10 protein-coding genes are annotated in these 14,227 nt (G+C 47.7%); 2 read left to right on the plus strand and 8 right to left on the minus strand.

The genetic code is table 11. The features are described from left to right. Positions 1 to 124 precede the first annotated feature (124 nt). Both BJR36_RS16780 and BJR36_RS16785 read right to left on the minus strand, forming a co-directional pair. On the minus strand, positions 125 to 1,426 hold the full coding sequence (locus tag BJR36_RS16780; protein ID WP_091236495.1) for a sensor histidine kinase: 1,302 nt from the start codon (positions 1,424 to 1,426) through the stop codon (positions 125 to 127). Positions 1,427 to 1,430: 4 nt separating this feature from the next. Next, positions 1,431 to 2,138: a LytR/AlgR family response regulator transcription factor gene (locus BJR36_RS16785; protein ID WP_091236497.1), complete on the minus strand. Its 708-nt coding sequence runs from the start codon at positions 2,136 to 2,138 to the stop codon at positions 1,431 to 1,433. A gap of 261 nt (positions 2,139 to 2,399) precedes the next feature. On the opposite strand from BJR36_RS16785, the gene BJR36_RS16790 reads away from it, so the two are divergent. Together BJR36_RS16790 and BJR36_RS16795 are read left to right on the plus strand one after the other, a co-directional pair. After that, the gene (locus BJR36_RS16790; RefSeq protein WP_091236511.1) at positions 2,400 to 3,626 is read left to right on the plus strand and encodes a 6-phosphofructokinase; all 1,227 of its coding nucleotides are present in this window, start codon (positions 2,400 to 2,402) and stop codon (positions 3,624 to 3,626) included. A gap of 262 nt (positions 3,627 to 3,888) precedes the next feature. Further along, positions 3,889 to 4,452 carry an ECF transporter S component gene (locus BJR36_RS16795; RefSeq protein ID WP_330387973.1) on the plus strand — a complete coding sequence of 188 codons (564 nt, stop codon included), beginning with the start codon at positions 3,889 to 3,891 and terminating at the stop codon, positions 4,450 to 4,452. Between the two features lie 112 nt (positions 4,453 to 4,564). Here the strand turns inward: BJR36_RS16795 and BJR36_RS16800 are convergent, their stop codons facing one another. From BJR36_RS16800 to dtd, 6 genes are all read right to left on the minus strand, one after another. After that, positions 4,565 to 4,762, minus strand: a complete 198-nt coding sequence (locus BJR36_RS16800) for a PspC domain-containing protein (protein ID WP_091236499.1) — start codon at positions 4,760 to 4,762, stop codon at positions 4,565 to 4,567. Between the two features lie 66 nt (positions 4,763 to 4,828). Continuing rightward, entirely contained in the window at positions 4,829 to 5,251 is a 423-nt protein-coding gene (locus BJR36_RS16805; protein ID WP_091236514.1) for a EutP/PduV family microcompartment system protein, read from the minus strand. Positions 5,252 to 5,307: 56 nt separating this feature from the next. Beyond that, positions 5,308 to 5,688: a BMC domain-containing protein gene (locus BJR36_RS16810; protein ID WP_334292931.1), complete on the minus strand. Its 381-nt coding sequence runs from the start codon at positions 5,686 to 5,688 to the stop codon at positions 5,308 to 5,310. A 510-nt stretch (positions 5,689 to 6,198) separates the two neighbouring features. Continuing rightward, complete coding sequence (gene addA / locus BJR36_RS16815) at positions 6,199 to 9,966, minus strand: helicase-exonuclease AddAB subunit AddA (protein WP_091236503.1); 3,768 nt, start codon at positions 9,964 to 9,966, stop codon at positions 6,199 to 6,201. Positions 9,967 to 9,968: 2 nt separating this feature from the next. Continuing rightward, positions 9,969 to 13,400 (minus strand): helicase-exonuclease AddAB subunit AddB, encoded by a 3,432-nt coding sequence (addB, locus tag BJR36_RS16820; RefSeq protein WP_091236504.1) that lies wholly within the window; start codon positions 13,398 to 13,400, stop codon positions 9,969 to 9,971. 12 nt (positions 13,401 to 13,412) lie between these two features. Further along, a complete protein-coding gene (gene dtd / locus BJR36_RS16825; RefSeq protein WP_091236506.1) occupies positions 13,413 to 13,856 on the minus strand; it encodes a D-aminoacyl-tRNA deacylase in 444 nt (147 codons plus the stop codon). Between the last annotated feature and the right edge of the window lie 371 nt (positions 13,857 to 14,227).

Here is a 14,227-nt window from a genome sequence, read left to right on the forward strand (position 1 = left end):
TTTCGTTTCCTGTCTATTGCCGTCCCTGATGAACAGGCAATTCATTTTCATAACATGATAGTAGCATGGACCTTGCATTTTTTCATCCGCCATGTTCTGAAATGTCAATATTTGTTCTGAACTGTCATTCAAAACATATATTGACGCGGCATTTTCCTCCGGTCTGGGTCCATTCTATTTCTCCGCCATTTTTCTCGACTGCATTTTTCATGTTTGCCATTCCAAATCCATGGCGTGTCTTATCCTTTTTATCAGTAGGCATTTTCCCGTTTACGATATTCAAATCGGCTGGCACTGGGTTCTCTATGGATATATAGACGAAATTCCGATAATTTTTTAATTCTACTTCAATGACCTTCTCGATTCCGTCTTCCAGTTTGCTGCATGCTTCAATCGCATTATTCAGCGCATTGGAGAAAATCGTACACAGGTCCATCTCCGATATGGAAAAATCCTCCGGAAGCACCCCGCAGCATTCAAACCTGATGTGGCTGCCTGCCCTGTTTGCCATCTCATTTATAATCGCATCCACCATATAATTTCCCGTATGTATCGTCCTGGTGCTCTGGAAGCTGGTCCCGGCAAGATCCTCAATATATTTATGAAGCTTCTCCTGCTCCCCTGCCTCGCTCAGGTTCTTAAGGCTCCGCATATGAGCGCTGTAATCATGCTTGAACCTCCTGATATCCTGGTTGCTGTCATACAGGTCTTTGTAGTACTGTTTCTGCGTCTGCAGCAGTGCATCGTTTAGCTGGTTTATGCTCATGTAGTAATTCTTCTGATCCCAGATTCTGATCAGCCCGAAAGACAACACAAACAGGAACAGGCAGACCAGAACAGTGGCAATAATAATGATCAGCCTGCTGTCGCTTACATCCTCCATGACAAGACTCCACTGGACACCGCCCATCAGCACCATACCAAGTATCCCTATGGCAGGCACAATATAGTAGTAAAGCGGCAGTCTTCTTTCAAAATCATCGGCACTCTTATAATCCCTCCTGCGGAAAATTCCAACAAGCCCGAATATGAGAATGGTGATCAGATTCCCTGCTGTTACTGCATTTTCATTCTGCCACACATACAGGAGGTCTTCCTGTAAAACGAAGGCAATGGCAACCGACACCAGAATATCCGCCAGATAGATTCCCACATATGCAGGCAGGAACCTCAGGATTTTCGTCCTGGGTTTCCCTTCTACAATTATTAGCAGATATCCCAGCCTTAGGAAAGTCGAAAAAACAATCAGCTTATCCGCTGCATCAAAAAAGTATATCCCACCGATGACGGTCACAAACAGCGCTGCTGCCGCCGCATAGCGGTACCACTTTTTTGTAAAGTTCATCTTGAAGAATCCCCAATAGACTAAAAGAGCTTTTATAACTTCAACCAGTATTCCCGATGAAACAACTATTATTTCTCTCATATATTCATGCAAACCTCGCCATTTTTTTACAGTATTCTCTGTATGCGGAAGCAAATTTCTTCTTTGACCCTCTCGGAATATGCAGTTCCTCGCCGTTCTTCATAGATACCGTTTCAGTAACTCTGGAGATATTAGCCATATTCACGATATACGATTTACTGATTCTGTAGAATCCGCAGTCAACCAGCTCCTGCTCCCATTTGTCCAGGCTCTTTCTCATGAGATAGACCTGGCTTCCGGTAACCACCTCACTGTATACGTGGTCGGATTTTATGTATATGATTTCATCGCTGTTTATGTAAATGTGCTTCTGGGAATCACCTACATTCACTTTATTGGACCTGATCTTCAGGTTCAGCGCCTGACCGAATATTTTCCCGAACTGCTTTTCGCAGACCGGCTTTGTTATAAATCCGCATACGTTCCTTCCGAAAGCCTCAGCCATCAGTTCTGTATGGCTTGTAACAAAAATGATCAGGCCCGTTTCATTCCTTCTCTGCAGAATATTCTTCACTTCCAGGCCGCTGGTATTCCCCATTTCAATATCCATAAAGATAATTTCGGCTTCCCCATCATATGCTATCAGTTCCTCACCGGAAAAGAAATCGTCTATTTCCAGGTCTGTCCCATTCAAACGGCCGTATTCAAGGCAAAGCGCTTTTATTCTGTCATGTACAAACTCTTCATCATCGCAAATAGCTATTCTTACCATAAATTATCTATTGTCCTTTCCTGCGTGCAAACAAACTTATAGTTTAGAATCTACCCACTACATTCTACAATCCTTACTTTGACAGGTCAAACAATTTCGAACAAACTTTTTCATCTTTCAGGAATATTCTTACTGCATTTTATAATTTCTGCCTATATATTGTAACCTGTCCAAATTTAAGGTATATTGTTAATTAGCAAAGCAGATAATGATTACCTGCTTTCATATCCTCAATGCAGAAAAGGAGCAAGTATTATGGAAATGAAAAAAAATCTACTGGTTGGCCAGTCCGGCGGACCTACCGCAGTCATTAACGGCAGCCTTTACGGCGTCATCACGGAAGGTCTTCAGAACAAAGAAGCAATCGGCCATGTATATGGAATGCTCAACGGAATTGAAGGTTTCTTAAAAGGAAATGTAATGGATATCGAAAATGACATTTCAGATAACGACCTGGAATTGCTGAAAACAACACCTGGTTCATTTCTTGGTTCATGCCGCTATAAACTCCCGGAAGATCTGGCGGATCCGGTTTACGAAAAGCTTTTTGCAAAATTCGATGAACTGAATATCGGATACTTTTTCTATATCGGCGGAAACGATTCTATGGATACTGTAAGCAAGCTTTCCAGATATGCTGATAAGACCGGCAGTTCTGTAAGGGTCATGGGTGTTCCAAAGACAATCGACAATGACCTGGTACAGACGGACCACACGCCGGGATTCGGAAGCGCTGCAAAATATGTTGCAACAACGGTGAGAGAAATTTCCACGGATGCTTCTGTTTATGATACAAAATCCCTGACTATAGTTGAAATAATGGGACGCCATGCCGGCTGGCTGACTGCCGCAGGCGTGCTTGCAAGAAAATTCAAAAACGACAACCCTGTCTACATCTACCTTCCTGAATCGGATTTCTCAACTGATGAATTTCTCGCTGATGTTAAAAAGGGCTTCGAAACAAATAACAACCTTGTGGTGTGCGTATCAGAAGGAATCCAGGATGCTACAGGAACATTCATCTGCGAATATTCCGGCGAAGCAGGAGTTGACACTTTCGGTCACAAGACTCTCACAGGATGCGGTAAATATTTAGAAAATCTTGTGAAGGACAAACTTGGCGTAAAGGTACGTTCCATCGAACTCAACGTAAGCCAGCGATGCTCCTCCTCCATGCTTTCCCTTACTGACCTGAACGAAGCAGCAGCTGCAGGATCCTTCGGTGTAGCGGCAGCCCTGAAAGGTGAAACCGGAAAAATGATTGCCTTCAACAGAATCAACGCTGCAGACAACGCATATGCCCTGAACTACAGCCTCGTAGACGTCAATGAAGTCTGCAACAAAGAAAAGACAGTTCCTGTGGAATGGATCACCGGAAACGGAAACGACGTTTCCCAGGAAATGGTGGACTACATCCGTCCGCTCATACAGGGAACGCCTGTAGTTCCTGAAAAAGACGGCCTTCCTCTGTTCCTTTACAGGAAATAGCACCCTGCAGCCGGCTCTCCCGCCAGGCAGGTCCGGTACAGTAATTACATCAGGCAGCACCAGAGCCCGCAGAATTTGATCTGCGGGCTTTCTGCTGTTCAAAAAAGTGGTATGGTTTACTTTTATTAAACTGGCCATTTCAAAACAACCATTTATATTATATGATATTTAAAAGAAAGCGGTAGCTTTTCAGGACCTGGGCTTTTCTTAGGTACACGGCTCTGAACGGTTACAGGATAAAATGAATTTTGAGGTGGAGGAAATGAAGAAAATGAACAATATAAAAAAATTAGTGATTGCCGCACTTATGGCAGCGCTTACAGCAGTAGCAACAATGGCAATACAGATACCCAGCCCTCTCCATGGTTATGTACATCTGGGCGACAGCCTTGTCTTACTTTGCGGCATCGTACTTGGACCTTTGGGCGGTGCACTGGCAGCCGCAATCGGCTCTATGATGGCAGACCTGCTTACCGGATATTTCATCTATGCTCCTGCGACATTAGTCATTAAAGGCCTTGCAGCCTTTGCAGCCGGACTGGTATTTTCAGGGCTTGCAAAGTCAGCCAAAGTACAGGTTAACCGCTATGCGGCAGTTGTAATTTCAGGAATTTCAAGCGCTGTAATCGTAATCCTTGGATATTTTGTTTATGAAATATTCCTTTATGGCGTTCCTGCCGCTGCGGCGAATACGATTTTCAATGCTGTTCAGGGCATCTTCGGAATAATAGGCGCATTCGTACTGTTCCCTTTGCTTTCAAAGGTTCCTGATATCAGGGATATGCTGAATATGCCTCATATAACCCCAAAGAAAAGCGCAAACTAAAGAACGGAGCGGAGACGCTTCCCCTTAGCGGCAAAACGGCCCTGCTGATGTACAAACTACATCAGCAGGGCCGTTTCTTTGTGTTGGATCAGGGATTCTTCAGCTGATACCCTCAGCTGCCATACTGGTTCACTTCCGGCATGATAATTGCGGCCACAAGATATGCAATAATTCCTGTTCCTGTGAATCCAAGGAGTACCGTAATCAGACGAACTACAGTCGGATCAATATTCAGGTATTCCCCAATTCCGCCGCAAACACCTGCTATCATCCTGTTGGTCCTTGATTTACATAGTTTTTTCGGTTCCATTTCAATACCTCCCGTCCATTTATATAAGTAAATGTATCGCACATTTCCTTATGTGTCAACTGCATCTTATTTCAGGTATTCCAGTATATCACCGATACCGTCACCGGTATATGCGCTCACCCTGAACACTGTGCTGCATCCTGCCAGCCTGAGCCATGCCTCAGCCCTGTCGGGCCTTGCATCTTCTGCATCAATCTGCGTCACGATGCCGACCACCGGCCTTGTTGAGGTAGCCGTGATACAGGGCGGATAAAGGGAATACTGTTCGGTAGCGCTTATCATCAGGCCTACCACATCCGCCTCATACGAATAGAGAGCCAATGCCCTGCCCAGGGTGCTGTTTTCCGCATATTCTCCCGGCGTATCTATGACAGCATCATAATGATTGATGTACTGTGTCTTATGATAGCTGATCCGTTCGCCTTTCAGCGCCTGGGTCAGAGTGGTCTTCCCCGCTTCGCTTCTTCCCATTAAGATTATTTTCTTCATGCTTTCCTGCATTCCTTTTCTTAGATACCAGTACGCTCCGCATAAGATGTGCCAAATTATGTCCGCGTAATTTCACATACCGTAAATCCAAGGCTGTCCCCTGTAAACTTAATAATTGCCTGAAGGGCTGCCTCAACCTCAGAAATTCTGCCTGTTATGATCAGCGTGCCGCTGAACCTGTCAATAAATCCAAGCTCAACATTGGCTGTCTTGATTGCCAGATCGCCTGCTATTATGGAAACTTCGCTGGGGCTCATTGTCAGAATGCCTATTGCCGCCCTTGCATAGTCGACGCCGGGATCGAGGCCCAGCTTCTTATAGATGATTTCATCCGGACCTGCTATGATATGGGCCATGGTAATCTGCTTACCAGGTACTATTTCCTGTATGATTCTCAATTTCTCATCTTTTGTCATATCCTGTAGATTCATTTCCATCCACCTCTTTTGCCGTATTTATGTTGTATCTGAACAAAGAGTCTGCCTTGGCAGACTCTCGCGCCGAGCGCAGTCGCTAAAGCGACATGATTCCCATTGCGCGAGTGCGCTTCCACGCGGAGCGTTTTTATCTCATAGGACGAACTTTCCTATGAGATAACAAAGTGGTTTCGCCACTCTCAACTCCCGTGTCCCTCACTCTTGAGGACGAAGACACTTTGCTGTGCGGAGGGATGATTGACGCAAGTCAATCAAATACCATATGCCCTACTGCACATCCACACGGAGTGTTTATCTCATAGGACAAACTTTCCTATGAGATAACAAAGCGGACATTTTCAGTCCGCTTTGCCTGCTTCAAAAGCTGTATTTCCATAACAGTTCTGTCGCTTCCGCTTTCAATACAATTATAATACAACACAATTCAACATAAGTCAACAAAACAAGAAGTGATATCACAACACCTGCTAAAAAACTGGTTGCTGGTCACAGAGTGAATAGAATCGTAAACTATATGACAATTTCCTTCTGAAGATCAAAGGAATATATGATTTTTTCCTTCACCTTTTTCCCCGTAAGCTGCTCCAGGGCTTTCTGGTAATAGTCCAGCTGGATTTTGTAGCGCCTTTTCAGTTCTTCCTCTGCATCTTTGCCAAAAATCCTCACCCTGTCAGTCTTGTAGTCGGCAACTACCAGCTGTCCATCCTCTTCGAAATAGGCATCTATGATACCCTGTATGAGGATCAGCTCATCGCTGGTAAATTCCGGATTCATCTCCTTTGCCTCGATTCCAATTACAAAAGGCTGTTCCCTGTAAAGTTCGTCTCTCAGATCGGCCTGGCGCATCCTGCTGCCAAGTGGAGAAGATGCAAACCGGAACAGGCTGTCGTATTTCACGAGGCTTCCTGTCTCTTCCGTAAACCGTCCTTTTGCAATCAGCTGATTCAGGTTCTCTTCCAGGCTTTCCCGGCTGCTGATCTTCGGCAGTTCGAGATACTGAAGGATCTTATGGTAGGCGGTTCCCCTTTCGGTTCCGCCAGCTTCTTCTTTCTCCTCTATGAATCTTGGAATCAGCGGCTCCAGGGGCGGTTCTTCATAAAACTGTTCTGTCAGTTCATCATCTATATTCTGCCCGATTTTCTTCAGCTCGGATACCGACATCTTGGTATGGATTCCGGCTTCGCTGCTGAACGGATATTGGTATCCCAGCCTCTCCTCCAGCTTTTCCCTGGCTTCCTTCCTATATATAACGTCCGCATCCCAGTTCATCAGGTCTTCCCTGGTAGTCTCCCTCATGAACTGGTCCATGACCTCCTGCCCGATCACTTCTTCAATGGATATGAGTTTTATGCTGAATTTTGAATTATCTCCACACAGGGAATGCCCGTTTCCAGAAGGAAGCTCGAGCGACTCCAGTATTTCTCCAAATGACCGATGCCTCATAAGCGCCGGAATGATCCATTCCAAAAATGTCTGGGCCTTTGACAGCCGGCTGAAGGGGATCCTGGTTTCCGGCTGCACAAGGACCTGGGCAAATGAGGAGATTTTGTCTTCTATTTTTTTGACAGCTCCGGTCATGATCAGCTTTTCCTTTGCCCTGGTCAGAGCCACATAGAGCACTCTCAGTTCCTCCCCCATATTTTCAAGGTCAATCTGCTGCTGCATCGCCTTCTTGATCAGGGTCGGTGATTTCACCCTGAGTTCCGGATCTATGAAATCGGCTCCGACGCCCAGATCCGGATGGAGCACAAGCCTGCTCCTCGCATCCTGCCTGTTGAATCGTTTGCCGAGACCGGACACGAATACGACCGGGAACTCCAGTCCCTTACTCTTATGGATGCTCATGATGCGGACCGTATTTTCATTCTCACTGATGGTTCCGGCTTCTCCAAAGTCCACATCATATTTCTGCAGCTGTTCGATATACCTTACGAAATTGAAGAGCCCCCTGTAGCTGGCGGATTCAAAAACGATTGCCTTCTCGACGAGCATGTCCACGTTTGCCTTCCTCTGCTCGCCTCCCGGCATGGCCGCTACGTAGGAGCCGTAGCCTGTCTTCTCCAGGATGATCCAGATAAGGTCGTGGATTCCCGTATAGGGAACAAGCCTGCGGAATTCATCAAGCTGTTCAAAAAACTTACTCAATTTACCCGCAAGTTCGGAATTGCTGATTTCAGTAAGCATGTCGCTGCCGGCACTTCCTGATTCCTCCTGCTTCCCCTTCTCTGCTTCGGTTTCTCCAAGCTCAGCAAACATGGAATACCGCAGGGCCCCGTCGTAGAGATTGCTTCCGGGATAGGTGCTTTTTATGATTGCAAGCTCTTCCGTAGACAGTCCTACTATGGGGGATTTCAGCACTGCCGCAAGGGGGATGTCCTGGATCGGGTTGTCGATCACGTTCAGAAGCGCCAGTATGGTCCTGATCTCAATGGTGGAAAAATAGCCGGTCTGAGAACCTGTATAGGCCGGGATATCCGCCGACATGAGGATTTCCGCAAAGGTGTCTCCCCATCCCGAAACGGTCCTCAGCAGTATGACGATATCGCTGTAGCGGCATTTCCTGTATGCGCCGGTCTTCTTGTCCAGAACCCTGAAATCCGAATTCTCAGCCACGAGTTCCTTGATCCTCTTTGCAACCGCTTTCGCTTCGATTTCCCTGGATGTGTACTCCTCGTCGGTTTCCTCCAGATCTTCCGGGTTGAGATCCACAAGAAGCAGTTCCGTGTCAAGGAGCTCTTCCGGGCTGCCCTCCGGAAATACTGCCCCGTTATAGAGGGCCGAGTCTTTATCATACTCAATATTTCCAAGGGTCCTGCCCATTATCTGGTAGAATATGAAATTGATTCCGTCGAGGACCTGGCACCTGCTTCTGAAGTTCTTGTGCAGGTCGATCCTCTGGTGGTCGCTGTCATCCTGGGAATAGTTTTCATATTTTTCCATGAAAAGTTCGGGCCTGGCAAGCCTGAATTTGTAGATGCTCTGCTTCACGTCCCCGACCATGAAGATGTTGAATATTCCCCGGGCCGCTTTTGAAACACTGGTGAGTATCATTTCCTGGACAAAGTTGCTGTCCTGGTATTCATCTATCATGATTTCTGAAAAATATCCGCTGAGGTCCTCCGCGACTGCCGTCGGAACAGGGTCTCCCCCGTTCTCGTCCACAAGGATCTTCAGGGCAAAATGCTCAAGATCATTGAAGTCCACCAGGTTCTTCTCCATTTTTTTCTGGCTAAAGCGCTTTGAAAATTCCAGGGTCAGGTCAATGAGCTCATTGACGGCCGCCCCCGCATTCCTTATGTTCTCGAGCATCTGGGAAGGGCTCTGGCTGAAATACTGGTTTTTCAGGGATTTCAGGCTGTCCTTTACCCCATCCCTCATGTTCTTTGCCGCTTCCCTCTTGTACTGGGAAACACCGGGATCCTTCTTTCCGGAAAGCTTCGCATATTCAAGCTTTGCAAATGCCTCGTAGTATTCGGAATAGGTGGTGGATCTCATGATGGCGTCCAAAAGCTCCTCGTCTGAATTCCATGCATCCTCGTACATATAGGGACCGTCCGGAGTCAGCGAAAGCTCCCGTCCGGAACGGATGCTCTGCTTTGCATCCGCGAGTATGAGCCCTGCATGCTCAAGCAGCTTCTTCATCCATACGCTTTCCCCTATGTCAGCAAGGCTGTCCGCTTCATATGCCTTCTTGCAGTTCTCAAGCCATTCTTCCGGCCACGGATAGCTCATGGAAAACTGATAGAGCTGCAGGATGAGCTCCTCGATGCCGCTGTCTGTCTTTCCCGGGGAGTAGCATTCAATGAAATGGTAGAATTCCTCCCTGCCTTCCTCGTAGCAGTCCTCAAGAAGCCCTTCTGCGATGTCGCTTTTCATCAGCTTCAGCTCGCCTTCATCGGCGACGCGGAAGCCCGGATCCAGATCTATCACATGAAAATTGTTCCTGATTACATAGAGGCAGAAGCTGTGTATCGTGGTGATCTGCGCGTTGTGTATCAGCGTAAGCTGCCTCTGGAGCATGCTGTCCTTCGGATCCTCTTCCAGCTTCTTTTCTATGGCGCTGCTGACCCTTTCCCTCATTTCAGCCGCTGCTGCATTCGTAAACGTAACGACCAGGAGCCTGTCGATATCCACGGGGGCATCCTTGTCCGTGATCATTTTTATGATCCTCTCGACGAGAACCGCGGTCTTTCCTGAGCCTGCCGCCGCTGAAACCAACATATTCCTGTTTCTCAGGTCTATGACCTTCTGCTGTTCCTCTGTCCATTTCGTTCCCATGTCTACTCCTCCCCTCCTGGTTCTGCAGTTTCCTGCTCCTCTATCTTCTTCCAGATATCCTCCGGCTTTTCCTTCTTCAGGCGCCTGAATCTGTAGCCGGGCACCTTCAGGTCGAACCCGCAGACAGCATTGTATGCGCAGTATTCGCAGGCCTTTTTATCAGCCAGCTCGTAGGGTTCGATTTCGGTATGCCCGTCAAGGATTTCCGTTCCGATTTCCCTGATCTTGTGGTTTACATAATTCGAAAGCAGTTTGAACTGGTCCTCGCTGGCAACGGAGGAGCTCTTTTTCAGGCTTCCGTTTTTATTGTATCCGACCGGGATGACAGCCGATTTTTCGCCTACCCCTTCGTCCAGAAGCCTGATCACTTCCGTGTCGCTGTTTACGAGACCGTTCATCCTCAGGGACTCCTTGATACGCTCGGAAACCGCTTCAGGGGTGTCCCCGTCTTCCCTGTCCAGAATCGGGTCCTGCATGTTGTAATAGAAAATACCGGCCGGAATGATATTCTTATCCGGGTGGGCCTGCCTTTCCACCTCTGAAGCCGCATTGAGGTAGACTACCAGCTGCAGCTGCAGGCCGTGGTAAAGGGCCAGCAGATCGAAAGCGGTTGAACCAGATTTGTAGTCTATGACCTTTACATAGACATTGTCCTCGTCTTTATAGACATCCACCCTGTCGATCTTGCCCCTGAGCTTCATCTTCTCGCCTTCCGAAAGAGCGATATTGACTGAGTCGATATCTTCCACCTTGGAGAATGAGACCTCAAAGTTTCCGGGAGTGAATTTTCCGGCCTTCACCTGCTCCCCGAGGGCCCAGACGGTCCTCTTCATGATTCTCTTCATCCTTTTTATCATGTAGCGGTTCCTTGCCGTGCTGTACAGGATTCCGCCGGGATCCTCTGACGTGACGGTGTCCACTGCACGTTCCACCATGGCATCCCTTTCGTCATCGGGGATTTCAAACCATGTCTTCCCGCTGTTCTCAAGGCTCTTTGAAAACAGCTCCAGTGTCTTGTGGAAAATATTACCCATATCCATTGGTTCGAAGGTATATTCCATCCGTTCCGAAAGTTCAAGTCCATAGTTCAGGAAATGCGCAAATGCACAGGCTGCGTATTTTTCAAGCCTCGTAACGCTGTTTTCAAGCGTGCTCCCATACAGGGCCAGGGCAACAGCCTTGCTGATTCCCTTTTCTGTGCTTGTATGGAATGCCGATTCTACAAGCCGGCTGATGGCAGGTCTCCACTCTTCTTTTTTGAAATACCAGCTGTAGAGCTCCTTCCAGTCTTCTCCAGCTCCTCCCAGCCTGTATGTCCTGAGTCCCTCTATGAGATAGTCCAGGCCGCTTTCTGCCGTCACCACCCTGTCAAGGGGATTCTGGCATTCATCCTCGTCGGCTATCTCCAGATCCGGATACATCTTGCACATGGTGCCGATCAGGTATGAAGGCCTCAGGGATTTTCCTTCCGCACTTACCTTGCTGAAGGTCATATAGAGGTAATCAGTCGGTTTTGTCAGGTTCAGGTACAGGTAGTATTTCTGGATGAAGGCATTCTGTCTGGCCGTAGGCGCAAGCTCCACCTCCTGACCGGCCAGTATCTCCCTGTCAAGCTCTGAAATGATTCCGCCGGTGCCGCCCGATTTTGGGATGATGCCGTCATTGACGCCGATAAAGAACATGGCCTTTATTTCCTTCAGCCTTGTCCTTTCGATGTCGCCTACTATGACCTGGTCGACGCTTGGCGGGATCACCCCAACTTTCGCCTCTTCAAAACCGGCATCCAGGATGTCCGAAAATTCCCTCAGGGTGATCTTCTCGTCCCCAAGAAGGACTGCGAGCTTGTCGAACAGCTCCATGACAATGCCGTAAATCTGGCTGTATTCCTTTGCCAGGGCCAATTCGTTATCCTTTTTGAAGCCCTCCTCGAATTCCCTGAGCTGCTGCTGTATTTCCCTTCCGACAATAAATTCATAGAGACCCAGCGTGAAATCCTTTACCGTTGCTTCCCGATTTCTGAAGCATTCACGGAGAGGCTCCAGGGTATTGGCTATAGCCTCCCTGTTCTCGTTGATCCGTTCAAGAGCAGCGGGATTGAACCCCCTGTAGGTTCTTGTCCACTGCCTTCCCCATGCCTTGTGTCCCCGGATTCCCAGGGCTATCACATAGTTTTCAAGCACATCGATCTCGTCCTCCGATATGCCTGCAAGCCCGCTCCTTAAGTAACGGAACATGGTTTCATAGGAATAATCCTTTTCCAGGAGTTCCAGCACAGCCCTGATAAATTCAATAAAAGGATTCTGCAGCACGCTCCTCTTATGGTCGATGAAGCAGGGGATGTCAAAATCCCCGAAACTGTTTTCTATGTAATGGCTGTAGGTTCCGATGTCCCCCGTCACCACTGCGATTTCCTTGTAGCGCATGCCTTTTTCCCTTACCAGCCTTTTGATCTCCCTGCCGGCAAATTTGCATTCCTCATAGGGATTCTTTGCCATGTGAATGCTCAGGGAATCCTGGCTTCCGCTGAATACCCTGCCGGAATACCTGAACAGATTCTGCTCCAGCCAGGAAAGTGGCGGATTATCCCTGTATCTGAGGGATCCCTCTCTGCCCAGGACGATATCCTCCTCTTTTTTGATTCCTGCCTCCTCCGCTATGCGGCAGAGCTTCCATATGGTCTTTTTGCTCAGATGGAACAGGCAGTGCTCCCCATCCATTTCATAAGGATTTTCCCGCGCATCTATGGTGACCGTTACGACTGCTTTTTTTGAAAGCTGCATGAGCCTTTCCAGCAGCTTGTTCTGTATAGGCGTGAAGCCGGTAAATCCGTCAATAGCAATGACGCTGTTTTTGATGATGTCCGAACGGCCGATCACATCACAGAGCAGGTCCAGAATCTCCTCCGCCGTTATGTATTTGTCGCTGAGATATTCCTTGAAGCCATTGTAGAGAAGACGGATGTCGGACAGCTTGCTCTCAAGCATCGGCCTGTCAGATGTCTTCTTAATCAGACCGTCGAGCTCGTCCAGACTCACGTTGTACTGGGTCAGTTCTGAAATCACCGATTTAATTTCATTTATATAGCCAAGCTTCTTCAGGTTGCTGCCAAGGATCTTCAATTCTCCCTGTTTTTCGCCTGCAACCCTGCGGAGCACCAGATTTTTACCCGTATCCTCCAGAACACGCCTGTCGTTTCCGCCTGTCTCATCAAAAACCCTGTAAGCAAGCCTTTGAAAGCTCAGTATGTCTATGTTCAGAATACCCCTGTTCGGGTGCATGGAAACCAGCTGCTTCTGGGTCTGCATCGTAAACTGCTCAGGAACTATGATGATGTAGTTGGTCTTTGGATTTTCCATTGATTCCCTGATGATTTCTTCATATAGATAATGGGACTTTCCGGAACCGGAATTGCCCAGAATTAGCTGTAATGACATGTTTCTCCCCCTTTATATGCTTTCATCCAGAATGATTGTGAACGGTCCGTCATTCACCAGCTCCACCTTCATGTCGCCGCCAAAGACTCCCCTCTCCACTTTTTCCACCTGCTTTCTGCACTGTTCGATTATATACTCATACATTTCCTCTGCCATTTCCGGCTTCCCCGCATTGATAAAGGAAGGGCGGTTTCCCTTCCTGCAGTCTGCATAGAGGGTGAACTGGGATACAAGGAGAAGCTCACCGCCGACATCCTTAAGCGCCAGGTTCGTCTTTCCCTGTCCGTCCTCGAAAATCCTGAGATTGATCATCTTTTTGACCAGTCTGTCAGCATCCTCCTTTTTATCATCCTGGCCAACCCCGATCAGAACCAGAAGCCCTTTGCTGATTGCCCCTGCCGTCTCGCCATCCACCGTTACCGATGCCCTTGCTACTCTCTGTATTACAAATTTCATCCTCTTCCACCTCGTATAGGAAACATGCCCGATATGCATGTTTCCAGATCTTCTTGAATTCACAGGGACAGGATATCCTACGGCTCTCCTGTCCCTGTGATCGTTTCTTTTCAGTTGTCTGTTTCCGTTTCTATCTGCTGGTAACTATTCAGGACCATGTCCTTCATAGTCACGGATGATGCACACAAATTGCAAAATCAGCAATTTGCACATTTGCCATCCAACACGCAGTGATGCAAAACATGATTCAATGAGCAGCTTTATGAAGACGTTGGCACTTAGGCCGCGTACTTTGCGGCCTTACGTACCACTACGTCTTCATCTAAGCGAGAGCGCGCTGCGAATGAACATGTTTTGCATCACGTCCTGAT

The sequence above is a fragment of the Anaerobium acetethylicum genome (genome assembly GCF_900096945.1).
Lineage (GTDB): Bacteria > Bacillota > Clostridia > Lachnospirales > Lachnospiraceae > Anaerobium > Anaerobium acetethylicum.

Coding starts and splice junctions, on each gene's coding strand:
- addB (WP_091236504.1), bottom strand. CDS start 13,400: ATGTCATTACAGCTAATTCTGGGCAATTCCGGTTCCGGAAAGTCCCAT.
- BJR36_RS16780 (WP_091236495.1), bottom strand. CDS start 1,426: ATGAGAGAAATAATAGTTGTTTCATCGGGAATACTGGTTGAAGTTATA.
- BJR36_RS16810 (WP_334292931.1), bottom strand. CDS start 5,688: ATGGAAATGAATCTACAGGATATGACAAAAGATGAGAAATTGAGAATC.
- BJR36_RS16795 (WP_330387973.1), top strand. CDS start 3,889: ATGAAGAAAATGAACAATATAAAAAAATTAGTGATTGCCGCACTTATG.
- addA (WP_091236503.1), bottom strand. CDS start 9,966: ATGGGAACGAAATGGACAGAGGAACAGCAGAAGGTCATAGACCTGAGA.
- BJR36_RS16790 (WP_091236511.1), top strand. CDS start 2,400: ATGAAAAAAAATCTACTGGTTGGCCAGTCCGGCGGACCTACCGCAGTC.
- dtd (WP_091236506.1), bottom strand. CDS start 13,856: ATGAAATTTGTAATACAGAGAGTAGCAAGGGCATCGGTAACGGTGGAT.
- BJR36_RS16785 (WP_091236497.1), bottom strand. CDS start 2,138: ATGGTAAGAATAGCTATTTGCGATGATGAAGAGTTTGTACATGACAGA.
- BJR36_RS16800 (WP_091236499.1), bottom strand. CDS start 4,762: ATGGAACCGAAAAAACTATGTAAATCAAGGACCAACAGGATGATAGCA.
- BJR36_RS16805 (WP_091236514.1), bottom strand. CDS start 5,251: ATGAAGAAAATAATCTTAATGGGAAGAAGCGAAGCGGGGAAGACCACT.